The sequence below is a fragment of the Pseudomonas canadensis genome, assembly GCF_030980095.1.
Lineage (GTDB): Bacteria > Pseudomonadota > Gammaproteobacteria > Pseudomonadales > Pseudomonadaceae > Aquipseudomonas > Aquipseudomonas canadensis.
In genome coordinates this window covers 813392-840046 of the sequence record NZ_CP133298.1, presented here as the reverse complement: position 1 = coordinate 840046, position 26655 = coordinate 813392, and the positions used below count along the sequence as shown (strand labels likewise).

Annotated in this window: 26 protein-coding genes; 18 read left to right on the top strand and 8 right to left on the bottom strand. The window is 60.6% G+C overall.

The annotated features are described in order from the left end of the window. Positions 1-75: 75 nt before the first annotated feature. Positions 76-1614, bottom strand: a complete 1539-nt coding sequence (murJ, locus tag RB216_RS03745; protein ID WP_038844672.1) for a murein biosynthesis integral membrane protein MurJ — start codon at positions 1612-1614, stop codon at positions 76-78. A gap of 253 nt (positions 1615-1867) precedes the next feature. Between murJ and rpsT the strand changes: the two genes are divergently transcribed. Beyond that, positions 1868-2146 carry a 30S ribosomal protein S20 gene (gene rpsT / locus RB216_RS03740; protein ID WP_016976313.1) on the top strand — a complete coding sequence of 93 codons (279 nt, stop codon included), beginning with the start codon at positions 1868-1870 and terminating at the stop codon, positions 2144-2146. Positions 2147-2501: 355 nt separating this feature from the next. Here rpsT and RB216_RS03735 read toward each other — a convergent pair whose 3' ends face one another. Further along, positions 2502-2987 (bottom strand): FKBP-type peptidyl-prolyl cis-trans isomerase, encoded by a 486-nt coding sequence (locus tag RB216_RS03735; protein WP_027606858.1) that lies wholly within the window; start codon positions 2985-2987, stop codon positions 2502-2504. Here RB216_RS03735 and RB216_RS03730 point away from each other — a divergent pair. From RB216_RS03730 to yihG, 3 genes are all read left to right on the top strand, one after another. Beyond that, on the top strand, positions 2986-3276 hold the full coding sequence (locus RB216_RS03730; RefSeq protein WP_308908872.1) for a DUF3565 domain-containing protein: 291 nt from the start codon (positions 2986-2988) through the stop codon (positions 3274-3276). The two genes, RB216_RS03735 and RB216_RS03730, sit on opposite strands and share 2 nt — an antisense overlap. Positions 3277-3355: 79 nt before the next feature. Beyond that, positions 3356-5455 carry a phosphate acetyltransferase gene (pta, locus tag RB216_RS03725; RefSeq protein ID WP_028618775.1) on the top strand — a complete coding sequence of 700 codons (2100 nt, stop codon included), beginning with the start codon at positions 3356-3358 and terminating at the stop codon, positions 5453-5455. Next, on the top strand, positions 5456-6355 hold the full coding sequence (yihG, locus tag RB216_RS03720; protein ID WP_308908332.1) for a 1-acylglycerol-3-phosphate O-acyltransferase, YihG family: 900 nt from the start codon (positions 5456-5458) through the stop codon (positions 6353-6355). 147 nt (positions 6356-6502) lie between these two features. On the opposite strand, the gene cysN is transcribed toward yihG, so the two are convergent. The 3 genes from cysN to RB216_RS03705 all read right to left on the bottom strand — a co-directional run bounded on the left by cysN (position 6503) and on the right by RB216_RS03705 (position 10223). Beyond that, positions 6503-8401 (bottom strand): sulfate adenylyltransferase subunit CysN, encoded by a 1899-nt coding sequence (gene cysN / locus RB216_RS03715; RefSeq protein WP_028618773.1) that lies wholly within the window; start codon positions 8399-8401, stop codon positions 6503-6505. A gap of 9 nt (positions 8402-8410) precedes the next feature. Continuing rightward, complete coding sequence (gene cysD / locus RB216_RS03710; protein ID WP_005784641.1) at positions 8411-9328, bottom strand: sulfate adenylyltransferase subunit CysD; 918 nt, start codon at positions 9326-9328, stop codon at positions 8411-8413. 136 nt (positions 9329-9464) lie between these two features. Next, positions 9465-10223, bottom strand: a complete 759-nt coding sequence (locus tag RB216_RS03705; protein ID WP_016977054.1) for a Nif3-like dinuclear metal center hexameric protein — start codon at positions 10221-10223, stop codon at positions 9465-9467. 101 nt (positions 10224-10324) lie between these two features. On the opposite strand from RB216_RS03705, the gene algW reads away from it, so the two are divergent. Both algW and RB216_RS03695 read left to right on the top strand, forming a co-directional pair. Then, on the top strand, positions 10325-11479 hold the full coding sequence (algW, locus tag RB216_RS03700) for a Do family serine endopeptidase AlgW (RefSeq protein ID WP_028618771.1): 1155 nt from the start codon (positions 10325-10327) through the stop codon (positions 11477-11479). A gap of 112 nt (positions 11480-11591) precedes the next feature. After that, positions 11592-13688, top strand: coding sequence for a TonB-dependent siderophore receptor (locus RB216_RS03695; RefSeq protein ID WP_028618770.1), 2097 nt, complete (start codon positions 11592-11594; stop codon positions 13686-13688). Positions 13689-13792: 104 nt separating this feature from the next. Here the strand turns inward: RB216_RS03695 and hemH are convergent, their stop codons facing one another. After that, a complete protein-coding gene (hemH, locus tag RB216_RS03690) occupies positions 13793-14818 on the bottom strand; it encodes a ferrochelatase (protein WP_308908331.1) in 1026 nt (341 codons plus the stop codon). Between the two features lie 14 nt (positions 14819-14832). Beyond that, the gene (locus tag RB216_RS03685) at positions 14833-15732 is read right to left on the bottom strand and encodes a TIGR01777 family oxidoreductase (protein WP_068932299.1); all 900 of its coding nucleotides are present in this window, start codon (positions 15730-15732) and stop codon (positions 14833-14835) included. A gap of 210 nt (positions 15733-15942) precedes the next feature. Between RB216_RS03685 and RB216_RS03680 the strand changes: the two genes are divergently transcribed. The 12 genes from RB216_RS03680 (at position 15943) to RB216_RS03625 (ending at position 25927) form a co-directional block, all read left to right on the top strand. Then, positions 15943-16929 carry an NAD(P)/FAD-dependent oxidoreductase gene (locus tag RB216_RS03680; RefSeq protein ID WP_028618767.1) on the top strand — a complete coding sequence of 329 codons (987 nt, stop codon included), beginning with the start codon at positions 15943-15945 and terminating at the stop codon, positions 16927-16929. Further along, positions 16926-17141, top strand: coding sequence for a TIGR02450 family Trp-rich protein (locus tag RB216_RS03675; RefSeq protein WP_028618766.1), 216 nt, complete (start codon positions 16926-16928; stop codon positions 17139-17141). Before RB216_RS03680 ends, RB216_RS03675 begins: the two co-directional genes overlap by 4 nt. Positions 17142-17254: 113 nt before the next feature. After that, complete coding sequence (locus RB216_RS03670; protein WP_028618765.1) at positions 17255-18214, top strand: YbgA family protein; 960 nt, start codon at positions 17255-17257, stop codon at positions 18212-18214. Positions 18215-18217: 3 nt separating this feature from the next. Continuing rightward, positions 18218-19147, top strand: a complete 930-nt coding sequence (locus RB216_RS03665) for a MerR family transcriptional regulator (protein WP_236318220.1) — start codon at positions 18218-18220, stop codon at positions 19145-19147. Continuing rightward, a complete protein-coding gene (phrB, locus tag RB216_RS03660; protein WP_308908330.1) occupies positions 19148-20593 on the top strand; it encodes a deoxyribodipyrimidine photo-lyase in 1446 nt (481 codons plus the stop codon). Continuing rightward, positions 20586-21008, top strand: coding sequence for a nuclear transport factor 2 family protein (locus RB216_RS03655; protein WP_028618762.1), 423 nt, complete (start codon positions 20586-20588; stop codon positions 21006-21008). Before phrB ends, RB216_RS03655 begins: the two co-directional genes overlap by 8 nt. After that, positions 21005-21787, top strand: coding sequence for an SDR family NAD(P)-dependent oxidoreductase (locus RB216_RS03650; RefSeq protein ID WP_236318222.1), 783 nt, complete (start codon positions 21005-21007; stop codon positions 21785-21787). The genes RB216_RS03655 and RB216_RS03650 overlap by 4 nt, the downstream gene beginning before the upstream one ends. Continuing rightward, positions 21784-23031 (top strand): NAD(P)/FAD-dependent oxidoreductase, encoded by a 1248-nt coding sequence (locus RB216_RS03645; protein WP_308908329.1) that lies wholly within the window; start codon positions 21784-21786, stop codon positions 23029-23031. Before RB216_RS03650 ends, RB216_RS03645 begins: the two co-directional genes overlap by 4 nt. After that, on the top strand, positions 23028-23837 hold the full coding sequence (locus RB216_RS03640; RefSeq protein WP_028618759.1) for a DUF1365 domain-containing protein: 810 nt from the start codon (positions 23028-23030) through the stop codon (positions 23835-23837). Before RB216_RS03645 ends, RB216_RS03640 begins: the two co-directional genes overlap by 4 nt. Further along, entirely contained in the window at positions 23824-25095 is a 1272-nt protein-coding gene (locus RB216_RS03635) for an SAM-dependent methyltransferase (protein ID WP_028618758.1), read from the top strand. Before RB216_RS03640 ends, RB216_RS03635 begins: the two co-directional genes overlap by 14 nt. Further along, positions 25088-25567 (top strand): DUF2878 domain-containing protein, encoded by a 480-nt coding sequence (locus RB216_RS03630; protein ID WP_028618757.1) that lies wholly within the window; start codon positions 25088-25090, stop codon positions 25565-25567. Before RB216_RS03635 ends, RB216_RS03630 begins: the two co-directional genes overlap by 8 nt. Positions 25568-25621: 54 nt before the next feature. Next, positions 25622-25927 (top strand): YkgJ family cysteine cluster protein, encoded by a 306-nt coding sequence (locus RB216_RS03625; protein ID WP_028618756.1) that lies wholly within the window; start codon positions 25622-25624, stop codon positions 25925-25927. A gap of 127 nt (positions 25928-26054) precedes the next feature. On the opposite strand, the gene RB216_RS03620 is transcribed toward RB216_RS03625, so the two are convergent. Continuing rightward, entirely contained in the window at positions 26055-26573 is a 519-nt protein-coding gene (locus tag RB216_RS03620; protein WP_028618755.1) for an acyloxyacyl hydrolase, read from the bottom strand. Between the last annotated feature and the right edge of the window lie 82 nt (positions 26574-26655).

Below are 26655 nucleotides of genomic sequence, written 5' to 3'. Positions count from 1 at the left end.
GCCCCGGACGACAGGCAACAGCACAGGCCAAATGGATCGAATCGATAAAACAACCGTTTTATCGCGGCAAACTCTCTAACCCAGGGACTTGCGATTGAAATCCCTCAGGCGGAAGCCTTGCAGCAGCAACATCCCGAAGTACACCACCACACCCGCGACGACCAACACGCCAAGACGCATGAAGCGCTCCAGCATATGGCCTTCATCCCACGCCGGCATGAAGTGCATCAGGCCCAACAGCACGGCCGACATCATGGCCACCGCCACCAGCAACTTGAGGGCAAACAGGCCCCAGCCTGGCTGCGGCTGGAACATCTGCTGCTTACGCAATTGGTAAAACAACAGCCCGGCGTTGATGCAAGCACCGGCACTGATCGCCAGGGCAAGGCCGGCGTGGGCCAGCGGGCCGATAAACACCAGGTTGAGCAGTTGCGTGACGATTAGCGTGAATATCGCGATTTTCACCGGCGTACGGATGTTTTGCTGGGCATAGAAGCCGGGAGCCAGCACTTTGATCACGATGATGCCGAGCAGCCCGACAGAATAGGCGACCAGCGCGTGCTGGGTCATCAAGGCGTCATGGGCATCGAACTGACCGTATTGAAACAGCGACACCGTCAACGGTTCGGCCAGGATCCCCAGCGCCAGCGCACATGGCAGCACCAGCACAAAGCACAGGCGCAACCCCCAATCGAGGATGCGCGAATACTCCTGGCGATCCTTGCTGGCGTAAGTGCGCGCCAGGGTTGGCAGCAGAATCGTGCCCAGCGCCACGCCCAGCACGCCGGACGGCAATTCCATCAGGCGGTCGGCGTAGTACATCCACGACACCGAGCCTGAGACCAGCAGCGAGGCGAACGCGGTATTGATGATCAGGGAAATCTGACTGACCGACACACCGAGGATCGCTGGCAGCATATTGCGCATCACGCGCCATACGCCGGTGTCCTTGAGGTTCAGGCGCGGCAAGACAAGCATGCCAATCTTTTTCAGGTGCGGTAGTTGATAGAGCAATTGCGCCAGGCCGCCGGCCAGTACCGCCCAGCCCAGGGCCATCACCGGTGGATCAAAGTATGGCGTAAGGAACAGCGCGAAAATAATCATGCTGACGTTCAGCAGGGTCGGCACGAAGGCCGGCACCGAGAAACGGTTCCAGGTATTGAGGATCGCCCCGGCCAGGGATGAGAGGGAGATCAGCAATATATAAGGAAAGGTCACGCGCAACAGGTCGGTGGTCAGCGCGAATTTTTCCGGGGTATTGGCAAAACCGGGCGCCGTGGCCCAGATCACCCAGGGGGCGGCGAGCATGCCGAGCACGGTCACCAACATCAACACCAGGGTCAACAGGCCCGAAACATAGGCAATAAAGGTGCGGGTGGCTTCCTCGCCCTGCTGGGTCTTGTATTCGGCCAGGATCGGCACGAAGGCCTGGGAAAACGCACCTTCGGCAAAGATCCGCCGCAGCAGGTTGGGCAGTTTAAAGGCGATAAAGAAGGCATCCGTGGCCATGCTGGCGCCGAAAATGCGCGCCAGCAGCGTGTCGCGTACAAACCCCAGAACCCGGGAGATCATTGTGATAGAGCTGACGGCGGCCAACGATTTGAGCAGATTCATTGAAAGAGTTTGCGCCTTTAGATAAAGAGCAGGCGAACAAAGCGCCTACTTATGCGATACTGCGCGCCTGCAACAGCACAGAGCCAAAGCTCGCGAGTTTACAGGTCAAGCGCCGGAAATAAATCACCCGCCTCTTCAGATCGACCACTCAGCAGTTCGCATCAGCCGCCCTTGACAACACGTCAAGTCATCGGCATGATTCGCGGCCTATTTTGTTTGCTATTTCCTAAAAAGTCTTTCGAGGAGCTCGACGGTGGCCAACACACCTTCCGCCAAAAAACGTGCAAAACAGGCTGAGAAGCGTCGCAGCCACAACGCCAGCCTGCGTTCCATGGTTCGTACCTACATCAAGAATGTAGTTAAAGCCATCGACACCAAAGACGCTGAAAAAGCTCAAGCAGCTTACGTTCTGGCTGTGCCAGTTATCGACCGCATGGCCGATAAAGGCATCATCCACAAGAACAAGGCCGCTCGTCATAAGAGCCGTCTGAATGGCCACATCAAGGCTCTGAGCGTCGCTGCTGCAGCCTAAGTGGTAACAACTGCATCGCAACCCAGGTTGCGTAACAGTTAAGAAATGCCCCGTACCGAAAGGTCCGGGGCATTTTTGTTGGGGCCTGAAAATCCCCCCCTGCGGGATGTGCGGCTTTTTTGTGGTGAGCGGGCTTGCCCCGCGCTGGGCTGCGCAGCAGCCCCAATACATTCAACGCGTTCCTCCAGACAGAACCCAATCTCAGGTTTTAGGGCCGCTTCGCGCCCCGGCGCGGGGCAAGCCCGCTCACCACAAAAAGCCCGCTCACCACTGGAAACCGGTCAACCAAAAAATGCAGGCAAAAAAACGCCCCGAACCAGTCGGGGCGTTTTGCTACCTATTGATCAAACCACGATCAATGGTGATGACCGCCTTCACCGTGGACGTGGCCATGAGCCACTTCTTCCTGGGAGGCGTCGCGGATGGCAACGATCTTCACTTGGAAGTTCAGGCGCTGGCCAGCCAGAGGGTGGTTACCGTCGACGGTCACGTCGTCGCCGTCCAGATCACGGATGGTGACGATCTGCATTTGGCCGTCCGGCGCGGATGCGTGGAACTGCATGCCCACTTCCAGCTCGTCAACGCCTTCGAACATGCTGCGGCTCAGGGTGCTGACCAGTTCGGCCGAGTACTCGCCGTAGGCATCTTCAGGTTCTACGGCAACGGTCAGCTCATCACCGACGCTCTTGCCTTCCAGTGCCTTCTCCAGGCCTGGGATGATGTTACCTGCGCCTTGCAGGTAGACCAGCGGCGCGCCGCCGGCGGAGCTGTCGATGACCTCACCAGCGTCGTTGGTCAGGGTATAGTCGATGGAGACAGCCTTGTTAGCGGCGATCGTCATGGGGCGAGACCTTTTGCATAAGAATGAAGAACGGACAAGTCTAAACAAGGATTTGCCCGAAAGCGAACAGAACCCGGACAGACGGGACCGATCAACGGCATCCTTCATCATCGGGTTCCGCCAGGACGACGATCAACACTGGGTCGCCGAGCTCTCTTGCGGCCACACCCAGCACCTGCGCCACCAGCCACCCTGGCAATCCCGCGCCTGGGTACTCGACCCCGCGCAACGCCTTGAAAAAATAGGCCAGCCCTTTGCCTGCGGCTGGTGTGCGCAAGCACACGAATAACGATAACCTTGGTGCCTGATTCCCGGTAGACGTTCAACCATAGAACCTCACCGAAGCCATGCACCTTCAGAGAATTCGCATGCAGACTTTTTTTATCGCGCCCACCGATTTTGGTGTGGGTCTGACCTCCATCAGCCTTGGGCTGGTGCGCACCCTTGAGCGGGCCGGACTGAAAGTCGGCTTCTTCAAGCCGATTGCCCAGCCGCACCCCGGCGATACCGGCCCCGAGCGCTCCACCGAGCTGGTAGCGCGCACCCACGGCCTCAAGCCGCCACAGCCCCTGGGCCTGGCCCACGTAGAACGCATGCTCGGCGACGGCCAGCTCGACGAACTGCTCGAAGAAATCATCACGCTGTACCAGCAAGCCGCCGTGGGCAAGGACGTGCTGATCGTCGAAGGCATGGTGCCAACCCGCAGCGCCAGCTATGCGGCGCGGGTCAACCTGCACCTGGCCAAGAGCCTGGATGCGGAAGTGATCCTGGTCTCTGCCCCGGAAAACGAAGTGCTCACCGAACTCTCCGGACGTGTGGAATTGCAGGCCCAACTGTTCGGCGGCCCCAAAGACCCGAAAGTACTCGGCGTGATCCTCAACAAGGTGCGCACCGACGAAAGCATGGAAGCCTTTGCGGCGCGCCTCAAAGAGCATTCGCCCCTGTTGCGCAGCGGCGATTTCCGCCTGCTCGGCTGCATCCCCTATCAACCGGAACTCAACGCCCCGCGCACCCGCGACGTGGCCGACCTGATGGGCGCGCAGATCCTCAACGCCGGCGACTACGAAACCCGGCGCATGACCAAAATCATCATCTGCGCCCGTACCATGCGTAACACCGTGGAGCTGCTCAAGCCCGGCGTACTGGTGGTGACACCCGGCGACCGCGACGACATCATCCTCGCCGTCAGCCTCGCCGCGATCAACGGCGTCCCCCTGGCCGGCCTGTTGCTGACCAGCGACACCCTGCCCGACCCGCGCATCATGGAATTGTGCCGTGGCGCATTCCAGGCCGGGCTGCCGGTGTTGTCGGTGAGCACCGGTTCCTACGACACGGCGAACCAGCTCAACAGCCTCAACAAGGAAATCCCGATTGATGACCGCGAGCGCGCGGAGATCATCACCGATTTCGTCGCCAGCCATCTGGATGCGCGCTGGCTGCACCAACGTTGCGGTACACCACGGGAAATGCGCCTGTCGCCGGCGGTGTTCCGCTACCAGTTGATCCAGCGTGCCCAGGCCGCCAACAAACGCATCGTATTGCCCGAAGGTAGCGAGCCACTGACCGTGCAAGCCGCCGCCATCTGCCAGGCGCGAGGCATTGCCCGGTGCGTGTTGCTGGCCAAACCGGCGGACGTGGAAGCGGTCGCCCGCGCACAGGGCATCGAACTGCCCGAAGGCCTGGAGATCCTCGACCCGGACCTGATTCGCCAACGCTATGTCGAGCCAATGGTGGCACTGCGCAAGAGCAAAAGCCTCAACGCGCCGATGGCCGAGCAGCAACTGGAAGACACGGTGGTGATCGCCACCATGATGCTCGCGCTGGACGAAGTGGACGGCCTGGTATCCGGGGTGATTCACTCCACCGCCAACACCATCCGCCCTGCCCTGCAGCTGATTAAAACGGCGCCGGGCTGCACGCTGGTGTCGTCGGTGTTCTTCATGCTGTTCCCTGAGCAGGTGCTGGTGTACGGCGACTGCGTGATGAACCCGCACCCGAGCGCGGCGGAGTTGGCGGAGATTGCGCTGCAAAGCGCCGACTCGGCCGCAGCGTTCGGCATCACCCCGCGCGTGGCGATGATCAGCTATTCCAGTGGCGATTCGGCCAGTGGCGAAGAAGTGGAAAAAGTCCGCGAAGCCACCCTGCTTGCCCACGAGCAGCAAAGTTCGCTACTGATCGACGGCCCATTGCAATACGACGCCGCTGCCAACGAAAACGTGGCCCGGCAGTTGGCGCCCCACAGCCAGGTCGCCGGCAAGGCCACGGTATTTGTGTTTCCCGACCTCAACACCGGCAACACCACCCACAAGGCCGTGCAGCGCAGCGCTGATTGCGTGAGCCTGGGGCCGATGCTGCAAGGCCTGCGCAAACCGGTCAACGACCTGCCGCGCGGCGCCCAGGTAGACGACATCGTGTACACCATCGCGCTCACCGCGATCCAAGCCGCCAACCGACCTATGGATATCTAAATGCTGGATTTTCTACCTGCCGCCATGCGCGGGGTGATCGCTTCGCTGTTGCTGGCGCTGAACACGATCTTGCTGTGTTCGTTCCTGTTTATCGTGGCGCTGTTCAAGGCGCTGCCATTTGCCAAGCGTTTCAGCGAATGGCTGATGAACCATACCCATGAGGCGTGGGTGACCAACAACAAGGGCTGGATGAACCTGGTAGGCCGCACCCGCTGGCACCTGACCGGACTTGAAGGCCTTGATTACCAGCACTCGTACCTGGTGACCAGCAACCACCAGAGCTGGGTCGACATCATGGTGTTGCAATACGTGCTGAACCGCCGGATTCGCCCGCTGAAATTCTTCCTCAAGCAGGAGCTGATCTGGGTGCCGGTGATTGGCCTGGCGTGGTGGGCGCTCGGCTTTCCGTTCATGAAGCGCTACACCAAGGCCTACCTGGAAAAACACCCGGAAAAGAAGGGCAAGGACCTGGAAACCACCCGCAAGACCTGTGCGAAGTTTCGCGACAACCCGGTGGGCATTTTCAACTTTGCCGAGGGCACACGCTTTACCCCAGGCAAGCATGCGCAGCAGAAGTCGCCATTTCGCTACCTGCTCAAGCCCAAGGCTGGCGGCATTGCGTTTGTGCTGGATGCCATGGGCGAGCAGTTGAAGTCACTGGTAAACGTGACCATTCACTACCCGGCCGGGCGTCCTGGGTATTGGGATTTGCTGTGTGGGAATGTGAAGGACGTGGTGGTGCAGTTCGAAGAAGTGCAGATCCCGGCCGCGTTCATTGGCAAGAATTATGAGCAGGATGGGGAGTATCGGACGGCGTTCCAGGGCTGGATCAACCGGTTGTGGGAAGAGAAAGATGCGCTGCTGGACACGCTGCATCAGGAATATCCGCGCAAGCCTTGAGGGCCTCATCGCCGGCAAGCCGGCTCCTACAATTTATCGCATTCCAGTGTAGGAGCCGGCTTGCCGGCGATAGCGTCCGACGCAACACCCACAATGCAAAAGCCCGCCACCGATCACTCGGTGGCGGGCTTTTTGTGGCCGCGAGGGTTAGATCGCGCCGCGCTGACGCAACAGCTCCAGCACTTGCTTGACGCTTTCTTCCAACGACAAGGCCTGGGTGTCGATGACCAGATCGGCATTCAACGGCACGTCATACGGGAAGGACTCGCCAGGGATGTTATCCCCACCAGCAGCGTACAGCCCCTGCGGATCACGCTCGGCGCACACCAGCGGAGACGCCTGCACGTACACCGTCAGCAGGCGGTCGGCGCCGATCAGTGCTTTGGCCTGTTCACGGCCTTCGGCATCCGGGGCCACGAACGCGGCCAGGGTCAGCAGGCCCGCTTCGTTGAACTGACGCGCCACATGGGCGGCACGACGCCAGTTCTCGGTACGACCGGCCCGGTCCTGCGGCAAGCCCTTGTTCAGGTCGTGACGCAGGTTCTGGCCATCCAGCACGAACACTGCACGGCCCATGTCGAAGAGCTTGCGCTCAACCGCGTAGGCCAAGGTGCTCTTACCAGCGCCCGACAGGCCGCTGAATAGCACGGTAGCCGGTTGCTGACCAAAGCGCAGTGCGCGCTCTTCGGTGGCGACGTGAGCCAGCTTGCCATGATGCGCCGAGCTGCCGTGGGTGACCGGCGGCGCGATGATCATGCCCGCCGCCACGGTGCCGTTGGTCAAACGGTCGATGACAATGAACGCGCCAGTGGTGCGGTTGCTGTCGTAACCGTCCAGGGCGATGGCGGCGTCGAGACTGACCTTGACCCGGCCGATCTCGTTCAACTGCAGCGAACTCGCCGGGCCTTCGGCCAGGGTGTTCACATCCACGCGGTGCACGATGCTGGTGATGGAACCCGGCACGTAGCTGGTGGCGCGCTTGATGTCGTATTTTTTGCCCGGCAGCATCGGCTCTTCCGCCATCCACACCAGCATGGCGTCGAAGGCATCGGTCACTTGCGGCACGTTGTCGGCGTGTACCAGCAGGTCGCCACGGGAGATGTCGATCTCGTCTTCCATGGTCAGGGTCACGGCCTGGCCTGGGCCAGCGTGTTCCAGCTCACCTTCAAAGGTGACGATGGATTTGACGCGGCTGCTCTTGCCCGACGGCAGCACCACGACTTCGTCGCCCTTGTGCACGATGCCGCTGGCCAAGGTGCCGGCAAAACCACGGAAGTTCAGGTTCGGACGGTTGACGTACTGCACCGGGAAACGCAGGTCGGTGTAGTTGCGGTCGTTGGCGATCTCGACGGTTTCGAGGATCTCCATCAGCGACTGCCCGGTGTACCAAGGCGAACGCTCACTCTTGTTGACCACGTTGTCGCCCTTGAGCGCCGACATCGGCACGAACGCCAGCGTGCTCGGCTTGAAAGCGATACCGTCGGCGAACTTCAGGTAATCGGCCTTGATCTGCTCGAATACGCTCTGGTCGAAGCCATTGATGTCCATCTTGTTGACGGCCACCACGATATGCTTGATGCCCAGCAACGAGGCGATAAAGCTGTGGCGACGGGTCTGGGTCTGCACGCCATAACGCGCGTCAATCAGGATGATCGCCAGGTCACAGGTGGAGGCACCGGTGGCCATGTTGCGGGTGTACTGCTCATGGCCGGGGGTGTCGGCGATGATGAATTTGCGTTTGGCGGTGGAGAAGTAGCGGTAGGCAACGTCGATGGTGATGCCTTGCTCACGCTCGGCCTGCAGGCCGTCGACCAGCAGTGCCAGGTCGATATCATCGCCGGTGGTGCCGGACTTCTTCGAATCGCGGGTGATGGCTTCCAGGTGATCTTCGTAGATCATCTTGGAGTCGTGCAGCAGGCGCCCGATCAGGGTGCTCTTGCCGTCGTCGACGTTGCCGCAGGTCAGGAAGCGCAACATTTCCTTGCGCTCGTGCTGGCCCAGGTAGGCGAGGATGTCCTCGCTGATCAAATCAGATTGATGCGACATGACAGCCCCTTAGAAATAGCCTTGACGTTTTTTATCTTCCATCGAGCCTGCACCATCGTGGTCGATGACACGGCCCTGGCGCTCGGAAGTTCGCGTCAGGAGCATTTCCTGAATGATGTCCGTCAGCGTCTCGGCTTCGGACTCCACCGCGCCCGTCAACGGGTAGCAGCCAAGGGTACGGAAACGTACTTTCTTTTTGACGATTCGGGCTTTGTCTTCGTCGGACAGGTGCTCGAGGATGCGGTCGTCGTCGATCATGATCAACGTGCCGTTCTTCTCGATCACTTCACGCTCGGCGGCGAAGTACAGCGGCACGATCGGGATGCCTTCGAGGTAGATGTACTGCCAGATGTCCAGCTCGGTCCAGTTGGACAGCGGGAACACGCGGATGGACTCACCCTTGTTGACGTTGCCGTTGTAGACGTTCCACAGCTCGGGGCGCTGGTTTTTCGGGTCCCAGCGGTGTTTGCTGTCGCGGAATGAGTACACGCGCTCTTTGGCGCGGGATTTCTCTTCATCGCGACGGGCGCCGCCAAAGGCCGCGTCGAAACCATGCTTGTCCAGGGCCTGTTTGAGGCCTTCGGTCTTCATGATGTCGGTGTGCTTGGCGCTGCCGTGGGTGAAGGGGTTGATGCCCTGCGCCACGCCGTCCGGGTTCACGTGGGTGATCAAGTCCAGGCCCAGCTCCTCGACCATCTTGTCGCGGAACTTGTACATCTCCTGGAATTTCCAGCGGGTGTCGACGTGCATCACCGGGAACGGCAGTTTGCCCGGGAAGAAGGCCTTGCGTGCCAGGTGCAGCATCACGGCGGAGTCTTTACCGATCGAGTAGAGCATCACCGGGTTGTCGAACTCGGCGGCGACCTCGCGGATGATGTGGATGCTTTCCGCCTCCAGCTGTTTCAGATGCGTCAGTTTGTCGACCATGGTTACTCACGGAAAAACGATCTTATGGACGGCCAGCGGGCCGTGTTCGAGCGGGGCATGCTAGCACAGCACCTGCTTCTATTCAGGGAGCCATCTAGATCGAAACGGTATATGAATATACCTCCAGGTTTGGCCCTCAAATCGGGTTGGGGCAATCGATGAACAGATGCTCCAGGGCAAAGCGCCGCGCCAGGTAATCGCCCAGGGCCTGTACGCCGTAGCGCTCGGTGGCGTGGTGGCCGGCGGCGATGAAGCTGATGTCGTTTTCGCGGGCGCTGTGAAAAGTTTGCTCGGAGGCTTCACCGCTCAGGTACAGGTCGACACCAGCCGCAATCGCGTCGTCGATATAGCCCTGACCACCGCCGGTGCACCAGCCGACACGGCGGATCATTTCGCTGCCTTCGATCAGCAGCGGTTCACGGCCCATGACCTCCTGCACACGGCGGGCGAAATCACGGGGCGACAGGGGCTCGGCGAGGGAGCCAACCAGTCCGACGATCTTGGGGTTGCTCGGGTCCAGCGGGCCTTCGACCGTGATATCCAACTGACGGGCAAGTTGCACGTTATTACCGACGTCGGGATGCAAGTCCAACGGCAGATGGTAGGCCAACAGGCTGATGTCGTGCTTGAGCAGCGTCTTGAGGCGACGCTGCTTCATCCCTGTGATGCAGGGGTTTTCGCCTTTCCAGAAATAGCCGTGGTGCACCAGGATCAAATCGGCCTGGGCTTCGACGGCAGCATCCAGCAAGGCCTGGCTTGCGGTCACGCCGCTGACGATGCGCATCACTTGAGGGCGGCCCTCGACCTGCAGGCCATTGGGGCAATAGTCGGCAATTTTAGCGCTGCCAAGGTAGCGGTCCGCTTCCTCGACGAGGGTGGTAAGGGGGACGGCCATAAAAGACTCCTAAATATCCCGTTCGCAGGCGTCGCAGCCTCGTATAATGCGCGACATTATGGGCGCTCTCTCGCCCCCTGCAACCTGTCAGGACTTACTTGATGCTCAAGGCGCTGCGTTTTTTTGGATGGCCATTGTTGGCTGGCGTGCTGATCGCGATGCTGATTATTCAGCGTTACCCCGAGCTGGTGGGCCTGCCCAGCCTGGATGTGAACCTGCAACAGGCACCGCAGACCAGCGCGGTGGTGCAAGGCCCGGTGACTTATGCCGACGCGGTCACCATCGCCGCCCCGGCGGTGGTCAACCTGTACACGACCAAGGTCATCAACAAACCGGCGCACCCGCTGTTTGAAGACCCGCAGTTCCGCCGCTACTTCGGCGACAACGGGCCCAAGCAGCGGCGCATGGAATCCAGCTTGGGTTCGGGCGTGATCATGAGCCCCGAAGGCTACATCCTCACCAACAACCACGTGACCACAGGCGCCGACCAGATTGTGGTGGCCCTGCGTGACGGCCGCGAAACCCTGGCCCGCGTGGTGGGCAGCGACCCGGAAACCGACCTCGCGGTACTGAAGATCGACCTGAAAAGCCTGCCGTCCATCACCCTCGGTCGTTCCGATGGTTTGCGCGTCGGTGATGTGGCACTGGCCATCGGCAACCCGTTCGGCGTGGGCCAGACCGTGACCATGGGCATCATCAGCGCCACCGGGCGTAATCAGTTGGGCCTCAACAGCTACGAAGACTTCATTCAGACCGACGCGGCGATCAACCCAGGTAATTCCGGCGGTGCGCTGGTGGATGCCAATGGCAACCTGACCGGTATCAACACGGCGATTTTCTCCAAGTCCGGCGGCTCACAGGGCATCGGCTTTGCGATCCCGGTGAAACTGGCGATGGAAGTGATGAAGTCGATCATCGAGCACGGCCAGGTAATCCGCGGCTGGCTGGGGATTGAAGTGCAACCGTTGACCAAGGAGCTGGCCGAGTCGTTTGGCTTGACCGGACGCCCAGGCATCGTGGTCGCTGGTATCTTCCGCGACGGCCCGGCGCAGAAAGCCGGCCTGCAACTGGGCGATGTGATCCTCAGCATCAATGGCGAACCGGCCGGCGATGGCCGTAAGTCGATGAACCAGGTGGCGCGGATCAAGCCGACCGACAAGGTGGCGATCCAGGTGATGCGCAACGGCAAAGAGATCAAGTTGCTGGCGGAAATCGGGCTGCGTCCGCCGCCTGCGCCGGTCAAGGAAGAGGAATAACCCGTCACTCACAGGTGCTCGTACGCGGGCACCTGTAAGCTTATATTTCAAAGCAATTCATTCTCATCGGTCATGTTATATTGTTTCAATATCGCTATTGGAACACTCTATCATGCCGTCTCGAAGAATTGCCCCCTTGGCTGGCCTGGCCCTGGGTTTGCTGCTCGACCCCGCCTACGCCGAAGAAAACACCCTGGAACTCGACGCCATCAGCGTCACCACCGAGGCCTATGAGTCCACCACCGGGCCCGTCAAAGGCTACCGCGCCACCCGTTCGGCCAGCGCGACAAAGACCGACACCGCCATTCGCGACATCCCACAGTCCATCAGCGTAATTCCCGCCACGGTGCTCAAAGACCTCGGCAGCAGCAACGTGGAGCGCGCCCTGGAGTTTGCCGGCGGCGTGTCCAAGCAGAACAACTTCGGTGGCCTGACACTCTACGAATACAGCGTGCGCGGCTTTACCACGTCGGAGTTCTATCAGGACGGCTTCAGCGCTAACCGTGGCTACCCGAGCACACCGGACGCGGCGAACATCGAGCGCATCGAAGTGCTCAAAGGGCCCGCCGCCAGCCTGTATGGCCGTGGCGATCCTGGCGGCACGGTGAATATCGTCACCAAGAAGCCCCAGCCTGAAGCCTTCACCACCCTGCAAACCAGCGCCGGCAGTTGGGACCGTTATCGCACGGCCATTGACGTCAACACCCCGCTGGACAGCGAAGGCAAGGTGCTGACTCGGGTCAACTTGGCGGTAGAAGACAACCACAGCTTCCGCGACCACGTGCAAAGCAAGCGGGTATTCGTCGCGCCTTCGTTCAGTTGGCAATTGGACCCGGACACCAGCCTGCTGGTGGAAAGCGAATTCGTACGCCACAGCTCCACCTTCGACCGTGGCATTGTCGACGCCCCCGGCGTATCCCGCTCCACCTTCCTCGGCGAACCCAACGATGGCGATATCGACAACCACAACAACCGCATTCAGGCGACCCTGGAACACCACCTCAATGACGCATGGAAACTGCGTCTGGCCAGCCACTACAAGCAAGGCAGCCTGTGGGGCGACGCCTCGGAAAACCGCGCGCTGAATGCCGACGGCCACACCATCGACCGCCGCTACCGCGAACGCTCCACGGGTTGGCACGACAGCATCACCCAGCTTGAACTGCGGGGAATGTTCGATATCGGCAGTTGGCAGCACGAGTTGCTGATCGGCACCGAATACGAGGACTACCGCAAGAAAGAACGCGTCACTGCGATTGGCGGTAGCCGCTACCCCATCGACATCTACAATCCGGTCTACGGCAAGCCCAAACCCAACGGCGCGCGCTCCGGTACTGACTTCTTCGAACAGACCAAAAGCCACGCGCTGAACCTGCAAGACCAAATCATCTTCACCGACCGCCTGCGCGGTATGGCCGGTGCGCGCTTCGAACATTTCGAGCAGAGCATCGACGACTTCACGCGCAACCACGCCAAGAGCAAGCAGACCCACGACGCCTTTACCCAACGCGCCGGCCTGCTCTATCAGCTCACACCGCAAGTCGGGGTGTTCGCCAATGCCTCAACGTCGTTCAAGCCCAACAGCGGCCTGGACGCCAACAACAAATCCTTCAAGCCCGAAGAAGGCGTGGGCTATGAAGTGGGAATCAAGAGCGAGCTGTTCGACGACCGCCTCAGCGCCACCCTCGCCGCCTTCCATATCGAAAAGGAAAACGTACTGACCCTGGACCCGGCCACCAATCTCAACCGTGCCGTGGGCAAGGCGCGCAGCCAGGGTTTTGACCTGCAACTGACCGGGCAAGTGACCGATGCCGTACGGGTGATTGGTGCGTTTGCCTACATCGACGCTGAAGTGACCAAAGGCGATAAAGCCATTCCGGCCGGCAGCCGCATCCTTGGCGTGGCCAAGCGCAGCGGCAGTCTGTTGGGGGTGTATGAGTTCCAGGATGGCGCGTTGCGCGGCTCGGACCTGGGCGCGGCGTTCACGTATGTGGGCGATCGCTCAGGGGAGGCCGGCACGAACTTTGAGTTGCCGGCCTATCACACCGTTGATCTGCTAGCCCATTACAAGGCTACTGACAACGTCACTGTCGGACTGAACCTCAACAACCTGTTTGATGAGAAGTACTACGAGCGGTCGTACAGCAGTTATTGGATCAATCCCGGAGAGCCGCGCAATCTCACCCTCAGCTTGACCCTAAAGCTCTAAACGCCTCCCTGTAGGGGCGAGCTTGCTCGCGAAGACCCTGAGAGCGCGACGTTAACTCAGAAGCGCTGCGTTATCGTTGACGTCCTTCGCGAGCAAGCTCGCTCCTACAATGATTGCGGTGCCCGTTCGCAAAGGGTGGTCAGTGCCTTCGCCCACTGCGGGTCATCATTCAGGCACGGCACCAATACCAACTCTTCCCCCCCAGCCTCGCGGAACTGCTCGAGCCCACGATCGCCGATTTCCTCCAGAGTCTCGATGCAGTCGGCGACAAACGCCGGGCACATCACCAGCAGCTTTTTCACGCCTTGCTTAGCCAGGGCTTCCAGGCGCGCTTCGGTGTAGGGTTCGATCCATTTGGCGCGGCCCAGGCGTGACTGGAACGCCACCGACCATTTATCTTCCGGCAAGCCCAGTCGTTCAGCAAAATCGCGGGCGACGCTGAAACATTGCGCGCGGTAGCAGGTTTTCAACACCTCAGGCGAGGCGTTCTTGCAGCAGTCGGCATCCTTGAAGCAATGCTGGCCTGTCGGGTCGAGTTTGGTCAGATGACGCTCTGGCAGGCCGTGGAAACTCAGCAGCAGGTGATCGTAATCCTGCTCCACATAGGAGCGGACACTCGCCGCGAGCGCGTCGAGGTATTCCGGCTGGTCGTAGAACGGCGGCAAGATCGAGAACTGCACGCTCAGCTTCTTATCACGTACAACCCGCTTGGCCTCTTCAATCACCGTGGTCACAGTGCTGTCGGCGAACTGCGGGTACAGCGGCGCCAGGGTGACTTTGCGGATGCCCTGGGCGGCGAGGCGCGTCAGCACGCTGTCAATGGACGGTTCGCCGTAGCGCATCGCCAATTCCACCGGGCCTTGGGTCCACTGCGCAGTCATCTGCTGTTGCAGGCGGCGACTGAGCACCACCAACGGCGAACCCTCATCCCACCAGATGGAGGCGTAGGCGTGGGCCGACTGCTCGGGACGCTTGATCAGGATCAGCGACACCAGCAAGCGCCGCACCGGCCACGGCAGGTCGATCACATAAGGGTCCATCAGGAACTGATTAAGGTAGCTGCGCACATCGGCCACCGAAGTGGACTTTGGCGAGCCCAGGTTGACCAGTAACAACGCGTGATCCGTCATGCAACATCCTATCTCTAGAGGCGGCTGGACAAGTCATCCAGAGCCGCGCGCAACTCAGTGAACTGGAAAGTGTAACCGGCGGCCAACGAGCGCTCGGGCACCGCCTTCTGCCCGCCCAACAGCAGGCCGGACAATTCGCCCAGGCCCACCTTCAATGCAAAGGCCGGCATCGGCATGAACGCCGGGCGGTGCAACACCTGGCCGAGGGTTTTCGCAAACTCGCGATTGCGCACCGGGTGTGGCGCGCAAGCATTATAAGGACCACTGGCATCAGGCTTGTGCAGAAGAAAATCAATCAGGGCGATTTGATCCTTGATATGCACCCACGGCATCCACTGCCGACCATTGCCGATAGGCCCGCCCAGCGCCAGTTTGAAAGGCAGCAACAGCCGCGACAAAAAGCCGCCCTCGGCTGACAACACCAAACCGGTCCGCACCAACACCACGCGAATCCCTAACGCTTCAGCGCGTAGGGCGGTTTCTTCCCAGGCGATGCACAACTGGCTGGGGAAATCGTCCTGCACCGGGCCGCTGGCTTCGGTCAATTCGCGTTCGCCGCCGTCGCCGTACCAGCCCACCGCCGAACCGGAAATCAACACCGCTGGTTTTTGTTCCAGACCTTCAAGCCACGCCAGCAAAGTTTCTGTAAGGCTGATGCGGCTGCTCCACAACAGCGCCTTGCGCTTGTGAGTCCACGGGCGGTCAGCGATCGGCGCACCCGCCAGGTTAATGACCGCATCCACCGGGCCGATAACCTGTTGCAGGTGTTCGACGCCTGCGACTTGAGCACCGCATCGCATGGCAACCTGTTCCGGATGACGGCTCCACACCGTCAGCCTATGACCCTGCGCGAGCCAGTGCTGGCAGAGTTGGCGGCCGATCAGGCCAGTACCGCCGGTCAGCAAAATGTGCATGGGATGTTCCTCATGTAACGTTCGCCGCCCATCGCTAGTCTATTTTATAAGCAGGGATCAATTTGAACGGGCGTAACATTGGATTAAGCCTCTGCTTTAACCATAGGTCACGCCGTAAGAACAGGTAAGCCAAAACTTATACCAAAAAACAATATTGTACAGCTATTGGTGTCGGCGTAGTCTGTACCCAACGGTAAAACGAGGCCCCCTATGACTGTTCCCATCGCGATCATCGGCACCGGCATCGCCGGTCTTTCCGCCGCCCGAGCGTTACGAGACGCGGGGCACGTTGTACAACTCTTCGATAAAAGCCGTGGCAGCGGTGGCCGCATGTCCAGCAAGCGTAGCGATGCCGGCTCCCTGGACATGGGCGCACAATATTTCACCGCCCGCGACCGGCGCTTCGTCAACGAAGTGCAACGCTGGCAAAGCAATGGCTGGGCCGAGCAATGGAAACCCCAGCTGTACAACTTCAAGTCCGGCCAACTCACCCCCTCCCCCGATGAACAGATCCGCTGGGTCGGCACGCCGCGCATGAGCGCCATCACCCGCGCCCTGCTCGACGACCTGCCGGTGGAGTTCGGGTGCCGCATCACCGAGGTGTTTCAAGGCAAACAACACTGGAACCTGCTGGACGCCGACGGCGAAAACCACGGCCCGTTCAGCCACGTGATCATCGCCACACCAGCGCCCCAGGCAACCGCCCTGCTGGCTGCAGCGCCCAAGTTGGCCAGTGCCGCCGCCGGCGTGAAGATGGACCCAACCTGGGCCATCGCCCTGGCCTTCGAAAAGCCTCTGGATACGCCGATGGAAGGCTGTTTCGTGCAAGACAGCCCCCTCGATTGGCTGGCGCGCAACCGCAGCAAACCGGGGCGTGACACCCACCTCGACACGTGGGTACTGCACGCCACCAGCACATGGAGCAAGGCCCACCTGGACCTGCCCAAGGAAGCGGTGATCGAGCATCTGCATGGCGCCTTCGCCGAACTGCTGCACAGCGCCATGCCCGCGCCCTCTTTCAGCTTGGCGCACCGCTGGCTCTATGCTCGACCGTCCAATAGCCATGAATTCGGCGTGCTGGCCGATGCCGACCTGGGCCTTTATGTATGTGGCGACTGGTGCCTTTCGGGCCGGGTCGAAGGGGCTTGGCTCAGTGGCCAGGAAGCCGCGAGACGCTTGATCGAACACCTGCAATGAACCGCATCAATCCTGCAAAACTGCTGCTGTCGAAATGGACAGCAGCTCAGCCTCGCAACAAAGAAAAACACTTCTTGGTCACCGAACTGTTTCGGGATGAAGAAGGCGTCGTACTGGAAATCGAACTGCAAGCCGTCATGACCCGTCGCACCGAACGCTGCGCCTGGCAAACCCTGCAAAACGATGACGCCTGGAAAATCGGCTGGAAATAGCTGACCTGCAAAAAACTTGTACAAATAATTTGACTTGTACAGCGCCGAACCTATGATGAGATTTAGTTGTACAAAACTTTAATTTTGTACAGGAATCTTGCAGGGGTTCGCTTATGTCCAGCACCACCAAACCGAAGATCGGCATCAGTGCCTGCCTATTGGGCGAGAACGTGCGCTTCAACGGCGGCCATAAACAATCCCTGCTGTGCAGCCAGACTCTCGCCGACTATTTCGACTTCGTGCCGCTGTGCCCGGAGGTCGCCATCGGCCTGGGCATTCCACGCGAACCGATCCGCCTGGTGGGCGACCCGGCCCACCCGCAAGCCGTCGGCACGGTACACCGCGAACTGAACGTCACTCAGCCACTGGACGATTACGGCCGGCAGATGGCGTCGGAGCACACCGACCTGTGCGGCTACATCTTCATGCAGAAGTCGCCGTCGTGCGGACTGGAGCGGGTCAAGGTGTACCGCGACAACGGCACCCCGGTCGACGGCGGCGGGCGTGGTATCTACGCCCAAGCGTTTTGTGCGCGTCACCCCAACCTGCCAGTGGAAGAAGACGGTCGATTGAATGACCCGGTGCTGCGAGAAAACTTCCTGACCCGCGTTTTCGTCTACGCCGATTGGCAACAGCTGCTGGCCGAAGGCCTGACCCGCCACCGGCTGCTGGCCTTTCATTCACGCTACAAATACCTGTTGATGGCCCATAGCCCGGCGCACTACAAAAGCCTCGGGCACCTGCTGGGCAGCATGACCAAAGAGACCCACCTCGATGAACTGGCCACCTGTTACTTCAGCGACTTGATGACCGGCCTGAGCCAATGCGCCACCCGTGGCACCCATACCAACGTGCTGCAACACATCAGTGGTTACCTCAAACAAGTCATCAGTACCGACGACAAGCAGGAAATGCAAACCCTCATCGGCCAGTACCGCCAAGGCATCGTGCCGCTGGTGGTGCCACTGACCCTGCTCAAGCACCACTTTCGCCAACACCCGGACCGCTACATCGCGCAGCAGGCCTACCTGCAGCCGCACCCGGAAAACCTCAGCCTGCGAAATGCGATCTAGACCATGAAAGCTGTCCTGCAAGACGACCCCGGCGAAGACATCACCCAAGCCCTCGAAGACGGCTGGCTGCCGATCCGCGAAGTGGCGCGCCAGACCGGCGTCAACGCCGTGACCCTGCGCGCGTGGGAGCGCCGCTATGGCCTGATCGTGCCCCAGCGCACGCCTAAAGGTCATCGGTTGTTCAACGCCGAACATGTCCAACGCATCCACACCATCCTCACCTGGCTCAATCGCGGCGTGCCGGTGAGTCAAGTCAAAGGCCTGATCGACTCAGCGCTCACTGTTCCCGATATCGTTGAAAACGAATGGCACACCCTGCGCCAGAGCCTTGTGCAAGCCATCAGCGAATTGGCCGAACGCCGTGTGGATGACGCTTTCAACCAAGCCATGGCGCTATACCCGCCGCGCACCCTGTGCGAGCAGCTGTTATTGCCATTGTTGCAGGAGCTGGAAAAACGCTGGCAAGGCCAGTTCGGCGCGCAGATGGAGCGGGTGTTTTTCTTGTCCTGGCTGCGCAGCAAGTTCGGCGCGCGTATTTATCACAACAATCGTCAGTTGCATGGCGCGCCGTTGCTGTTGGTGAACCAGTCCGACGTTCCCCTGGAGCCGCACCTGTGGCTCAGCGCCTGGCTCGCCAGCAGTGCCGACTGCCCGGTAGAAGTATTCGACTGGCCGCTGCCTGCCGGTGAGCTGGCCCTGGCGGTAGAACACCTGCAACCGCGCGCGGTGCTGCTGTATTCGAGCAAGGCGCTCCATCTGTCGGCTTTCGCAAAACTTTTGGGTGGCGTCAGTTGCCCAAAATTGATGGTCGGACCAACGGTATGCATCCACCAAGCCGAGTTGACCGTATTAACCCAAGACATTCCTGATTTGTTCGTCGCCGAAGACCTGTTGTCGGCCCACCAGCTACTGATCCAGCGTGGACTTGTTTAAATGCATTTGATCTGGCTGCGCACCGACCTGCGCCTACACGACAACACCGCCCTGGCCGCCGCGAGCCAGCGGGGCCCGCTGGCGGCCGTGTACCTGATCACGCCGCAGCAATGGCTGGACCATGACGATGCGCCGTGCAAAGTGGACTTTTGGCTGCGCAACTTGCAAGACCTGAGCAAGACACTGGGCGCGCTGAACATCCCCCTGCTGATTCGCACTGCGGCCACCTGGGATCAGGCACCCGACGTATTGAGCAGGTTGTGCCGCGAGCTATCGGTGGAGTCAGTCCACGTCAACGAGGAATACGGCATCCACGAAAGTCGCCGAGACGCGGCCGTGTCCAAGGCCTTGGAAGCTGATGGCGTGACCTTCCATAGCTACCTCGACCAACTGTTCTTCCAGCCCGGCAGCGTGTTGACCAAGACCGGCACGTATTTCCAGGTGTTCAGCCAATTCCGCAAGGTCTGCTACACCCGTCTGCACAGCGCCATGCCGCGTATCGTCGCAGCGCCAAAAGCCCAGGCACCGATCAAGCTGAACAGCGACCCGATCCCAAAGACGGTCGAAGGTTTCGAACCACCCAGCGATAGCCTGCGCGCCCTCTGGCCGGCCGGTGAAGACGAAGCCCGGCGCCGCCTCGACGCCTTTGCCGATCAACAAATCAGCTACTACAAAGACGAGCGCGACTTCCCCGCCAAGCCCGGCACCAGCCAGTTGTCCGCCTACCTTGCGGCGGGTGTAGTTTCGCCGCGTCAGTGCCTGCATGCCGCACTGCAAACTAATGGCGGCGAGTTTGAAAGTGGCGACATGGGCGCCATCACCTGGATCAACGAGTTGCTCTGGCGTGAGTTCTACAAGCACATCCTGGTGGGTTACCCACGGGTTTCTCGTCACCGCGCTTTCCGCCCCGAAACCGAAGCCGTGGCCTGGCGCAATGCGCCCAAGGACCTCGCCGCCTGGCAGGAAGCGCGCACCGGCTTGCCAATCATCGACGCGGCCATGCGCCAACTGCTGGAAACCGGCTGGATGCACAACCGCCTGCGCATGGTGGTGGCGATGTTTCTGACCAAGAACCTGCTGATCGACTGGCGCGAAGGTGAGCGTTTCTTCATGCGCCACCTGATCGATGGCGACCTCGCCGCCAATAACGGCGGCTGGCAGTGGAGCTCATCCACCGGCACCGACTCGGCACCGTACTTCCGGATTTTCAGCCCATTGAGCCAGTCGGAGAAATTCGATAGCGAGGGCATTTTCATCAAGCACTGGCTGCCGGAATTGGCCGCACTGAATAAAAAAGAAGTGCACAACCCCGAAGCCGTCGGCGGCTTGTTCGGCGTGGCCGACTACCCGCGTTCGATTGTCGACTTGAAAAAGTCCCGCGAACGCGCCCTGGCCGCCTTCCGCAGCCTGCCTTCGCGCCAAGCTGTCGGAGGCGAACATGAGTGACTTCCTGCGCCGCTTCGCCCAGGCCTTCGCCACGCTGGACAAGCACAATCTGCATTTGCTCGACAACCTGTACAGCCAGGACATCGCCTTTGCCGACCCGCTGCACGAAGTACACGGTCTGCCCGCCATGCACCGTTACTTCGCAGAGCTGTACAGCAACGTCAGCCAACTGCGCTTCGACTTCCACGGCTTCGACCAGGTGGCCGAAGGCGAAGGTTACCTGCGCTGGGAAATGAGTTTCTGCCACCCGCGCCTGGCGGACGGCAACGTCATCCGCGTGGAAGGCTGCTCGCACCTGATGTGGCGTGACAAGGTGTACCGCCATCGCGATTACTTCGATGCCGGTGCCCTGCTGTACGAACACTTGCCCGTACTGGGCCGCGTCATCAGTTGGCTGAAAAGGAGAATGGGATGAGCAGTACATCGCCCCGCCGTTATTGGCTGACCGGCGCCAGCAGTGGCATCGGGGCCGCATTGGCCGTGGAGTTGCTCAACAGCGGCGCCCACGTGGCGCTCAGCTCGCGCACCAAAGGGCCTTTGGAAGCGCTCGCGCAACGTTATCCCGGCCAGGTGCTGGTGGTGGCGGGCGACCTGACCAACAGCCAGACCGTGCGTGAGATCGGCGAACATATCGGGGGGGTCTGGGGTTCGCTGGACACCGTGATCCTCAATGCCGGCACCTGTGAGTACGTGGACGCGCGGCAGTTTGATTCGTCCATCATCGAGCACGTCGTGCGCACCAACCTGCTCGCCAGCAGTTATTGCATCGAAGCCGCCCTTCCGCTGTTACGCGCCGGGCAAACGCCGCACTTGGTGGGTGTCGCCAGCGCCGTGACCTACCTGCCGATGCCACGCGCCGAAGCCTACGGCGCGTCGAAGGCCGGCCTGCGCTACCTGTTCGAATCATTGCGCATCAGCCTGTCGCCGGAAAACATCGACGTCACGGTGATCAGTCCGGGTTTCGTCGACACGCCGTTGACCGAACGCAATGATTTCCCGATGCCACTCAGTTGGCCGGCGGACAAAGCCGCCAAACACATCTTCAATAAATTGGAAAAGCGTCCGCTGGAAATTGCCTTCCCCGCGTTGTTCATCGCCGCTCTCTGGCCACTGTCGAAACTGCCGAACCGCGCACAATTGGTCATTGGCAAGCGCATGTTGCGCAGCCAGCCGCCGAAGAAGGACGACCTGTGAAGATCGCCATCATCGGCAGCGGCATTGCAGGGCTGACCAGCGCCTACCTGCTCAGCCGCCGGCATGAGATCACGCTGTTCGAAGCGGGCGACCGCATCGGCGGGCATACCCACACGGTCAACGTGACCGTCGAGGGCCAAAGCTATGCGGTGGACACGGGCTTCATCGTATTCAACGACTGGACGTACCCCAACTTCATCCGCCTGTTGGGGCAGATCGGGGTAACGTACAAGCCTACCGAGATGAGCTTTTCGGTGTGCGACGAGCACACTCGGTTCGAATACAACGGTAATAACCTCAACAGCTTGTTTGCCCAGCGCCGCAATATTTTGTCGCCGAGGTTCTGGGGCATGCTGCGTGACATCTTGCGCTTCAATCGCCAGGCGCCGCTCGACCTGCAGGAACAGCGCATCAGCGCCGAGATGACCCTGGGCGACTACCTCGACGCCAACGGTTACGGCGAGCGGTTTATCCGCCATTACATCGTACCGATGGGCGCGGCGATCTGGTCGATGTCGCTGGCCGACATGCTAGGTTTCCCCCTGCAGTTCTTCGTGCGTTTCTTCAAGAACCACGGTTTGCTGTCGGTGAGCAACCGCCCACAATGGTGCGTGATCGAGGGGGGGTCCAGCCGCTACATCGAACCGCTGACCCGCAGCTTTCGTGAACAGATCCGCCTCAATTGCCCTGTGCATAACGTCGAGCGCACCGACGATGGCGTGGTTATCCACAGCCCGGCCGGCAGCGAGGCATTTGATCGCGTGGTCTTCGCCTGCCACAGCGACCAGGCCCTGGCGTTATTGGCCGACCCGAGCCAGGCCGAACAAGACATCCTGGGTGCCCTGCCCTACGCCGACAATGACGTGGTGCTGCACACCGACACTCGCCTGCTGCCCGATCGCCAACTGGCCTGGGCCAGCTGGAACTACCGGCTCAGCGGCACTGCGCAGAAGCAGGCGGCAGTGACCTATGACATGAACATCCTGCAAGGCATCGACAGCGCCACCACCTTTTGCGTCAGCCTCAACCAGACGACGATGATCAACCCGCTGAAAGTGCTTGCCCGCTACACCTACGCCCACCCGCAATACAGCCTGGCGGCGGTGGCCGCTCAAGGGCGTCGGGAAGAAATATCCGGCGTGCGCAATACCTTTTATTGCGGCGCCTACTGGGCCAACGGTTTTCACGAAGACGGCGTGGTCAGCGCGCTGCACGTAGCCCAAGCCTTTGGGGAAACCCTGTGAACAGCGCACTGTACAGCGGCTGGATTGCCCATCGCCGGTTTGCGCCCAAGGCCCATGCCTTTCGCTACCGCATCGGCTTGCTGTACCTGGATTTGAGCGAAGAACACGAAGTGCTTGGCCTTTCGCCCCTGGCCGGGCGTAGCCGCCTGGCGCCCTTCGGTTTTCGCCAGCAGGACTATCTGCGTGAATTGACGCGCACCGGCATCAGCTTGAGCGATGCCGTGCGCCAGGAAGTCGGCAAGGCACTGGGGCGTACACCCCAGGGCGTTATCTGCCTACTGACCCAGGCCCGCAGTTGGGGCCTGGCTTTTAACCCCGTGAGTTTCTTCTACTGCTTCGAGGCCGACGGACGTCTGGCCGCGATCCTGTGTGAAGTGACCAACACCCCGTGGCGTGAGCGATATCACTACGTGCTGCCGGCCCTGGCCCTGGGCACGGATGAGCACCAGCATTTCGCCGTGGCCAAGGCCTTCCATGTGTCGCCGTTCTTGCCGCGCGACTTGGAATACCGCATGAGCTTCAGCCCGCCCGCCGCCAAACTCGGCGTGCACATGGCTGACTGGCAAGGCGAATTGAAAGTCTTCGACGCCACCTTGAGCCTGCAAAAAGAGACGCTCAACCGTGCCAGCCTGCACCGCTACCTATGGCGCTTTCCGTGGATGACCGCCAAGACGTGTCTCGCGATCTATTGGCAGGCCCTGCGCCTGTTGCTCAAACGCACACCGATTTTTTCCCACCGGGCCGCCGATGGCGCCTCTCGCACTGCAGTCGGGTACACCAAGGATCGCCGCCATGAAATCCCCTAGTTTATCGGTCAAGACCCATCGCCTGAACGTCAACGGCATGACTGCCGCGCTGCTGCGCAAAGCCGTGCTGCGTCAACTCAGCCAATTGCGCCATGGTCAGTTGGTGGTGATCGAAGACGGCGAGCGGCAAGTCTTCGGCGCACGCGAAGCGCACCTGCTGGGCGAAATCCAGATCCTTGATTCGGCCGTGTGGGGCCTGGTGGCGGCCAACGGTTCCATCGGTGCCGGCGAGGCATTTATCCACGGTTACTGGAGCAGCCCGGACCTCACCGCAGTGGTTCGCGTGATGGTCAGCAACCTCGACGTACTCGACGCGATGGAAGGCGGCCTGGCACGCCTGGCACGTCCCTTCACTCAGGGCCTGCACTGGCTCAACCGCAATACGCGCAAGGGCTCGCAGAAGAACATCGCCGCCCACTACGACCTGGGCAATGACCTGTTCGAAGAATTCCTCGACCCGACCATGATGTACTCGGCGGCTCAATTCCTGACCGCCGACGACACCCTGGAACAGGCGCAATTGAACAAGCTGGAGCGCATCTGTCAGAAACTCGCCCTCAAGCCCGGCGACCACCTGCTGGAGATCGGCACCGGCTGGGGCAGCATGGCGCTGTACGCGGCGCAGCATTATGGCTGCAAGGTCACCACCACGACGTTGTCCAAGGAACAGTTCGCCTACACCGAAAAACGCATCGCAGCCCTGGGCTTGCAAGAGCAGGTCACGCTGCTGTTGCAGGATTACCGCGACCTTACTGGCCAGTACGACAAGTTGGTGTCGATTGAGATGATCGAGGCGGTGGGCCATCGCTTTCTGCCTACCTACTTCAAACAGTGCGCGCACTTGCTCAAGAGCGACGGCCTGATGTTGCTGCAAGCCATCACCATTCGTGAGCAACGCTTTGAACAGGCCAAGCGCAGCGTGGATTTTATCCAGCGCTACATCTTCCCCGGCGGCGCCCTGCCCTGCGTGCAGAACATGCTGCACATCGTCAGCCGCGATACCGATATGAACCTGCTGCACATGGAGGATTTTGGCCTGCATTACGCGCGAACCCTGCGCCTGTGGCATGAGAATTTTCGCCGCGCCCACGGTCGCCTCGCCGAACTGGGCTACGACGAGTATTTCCTGCGCCTGTGGGAGTTTTACCTGTGTTACTGCGAGGGTGGCTTCATGGAGCGCACCATCGGCACGGCGCAATTGCTGCTGGCCAAACCTTCGGCGATCAACCCGCCGCTGCTCGGTCGCTTCAGTGCTTAAGACCCTGGCCAACGCCGCGCTCTTTCAGTGCGGCTGGTTTGCCTGCGTAATCGGCGGTGACAGTGCATGGTTATTCGTTGGGCTGGCGGTGCTGGCCGTTCATCTGTTGTGGATAAGTTCGTGGGCCGCAGACGCCAGGCTGATCCTCATTGTTACTGTCGTGGGTACGCTATTGGACACTGCGTTGCGCACGCTGGGCGTGTTTCAGTTCACCGAGCCGGGCCCGCTGATTCCCTTCTGGTTGATCCTGTTGTGGGCGTTGCTGGCGACGACGTTGCGCCATTGCCTGGCCTGGAGCGCCCGCCCCTGGTGGCGTGCGGCGGTACTAGGGGCATTCGGCGGCCCGCTTTCCTACTACGCCGGCAGCCAATTGGCGGGGGTGCAGTTTGGTTATGGCCTCGCCCCCACGATGGCGACGCTGGCGCTGCTGTGGGCCTTGGTATTTGTGGGGTTGCATCGGTTGGCGCGCTGACGTCTGTCAGTCGTTTCACACCTGCGTCACCCGCTTGCCTTACACTGCGCGCCTATGACCAACATCCCTCACACCCAAATCACCGAATCCGCGGTCACCTGCTCGACCTGCGCGGCTTGCTGCTGCCAGCTGGAAGTCATGCTGATCACCGACACCGGCGTGCCGGAGCGCTATATCGACACTGATGACTGGGGCGGCGAAGTGATGCTGCGCCTGGACGACGGCTGGTGCGCGGCGCTGGATCGGGACACGATGATGTGCACGATCTACGAGCGACGCCCGCTGATCTGCCGGGAGTTCGAGATGGGGGCACCGGAGTGCCTGACCGAGCGCGAAGGGATCGCAACGGCCTACCGCTGATCATCTGGTGAGTGGAGCTCTAAATGTGGGAGCGGGCTTGCTCGCGAAAGCGGTGTGTCAGTCAAACATGTAGCGACTGTTACACCGCTTTCGCGAGCAAGCCCGCTCCCACAAGGGTTCTCCGGTGTTACAGCGGCAAGGTGTAGTGCAACGAGTAGCTCTCTACCCCATCGTTATTGCTGCTGATGCCCGCATTGGAATAATGCGTGGCACGAATGCCCACCTCATGCCCACCCGCGAAGCGCAGGCCAAAGCCCAGGCGGTCTTCGAACTGGAAGGCCTGGCCGATGTTGTTGTCTTCCAGCTTGGTGCGCGAGAACACCGCCACCCCGATCCCAGCCTCGATGTAAGGCTTCACCGATTCGCCGGCAAACTCATACACAAAAACTGGCGAGAACGACAGGCTGCTGGCGCTGGCGCGCTTGTCGCCATCCCAATAGGTGTAGGCACCGCTCCAGTAACCGGTCAGTCGACCGGTATCGCTCTGCCACCAGCTTTTGTCCCAGTCCGATGTCAGTCCCAGCCGATAGGTCATGGTCGAATCGCTGGTGCCCCCCACACCAAATTCCAGGCCAGCAGCCTGTGCCGAAACAGAGTGCCCCACTACAGCGGCCGCAATCGCGGCCAAACAGAACAAGCGCTTCATAAGAAACATCCTTTCCAAACGAAGTTATAGAATTTTTTACAGGCAATCTGGCTATAGAAGCTGGCGTGTAGTCAGAAGTTCC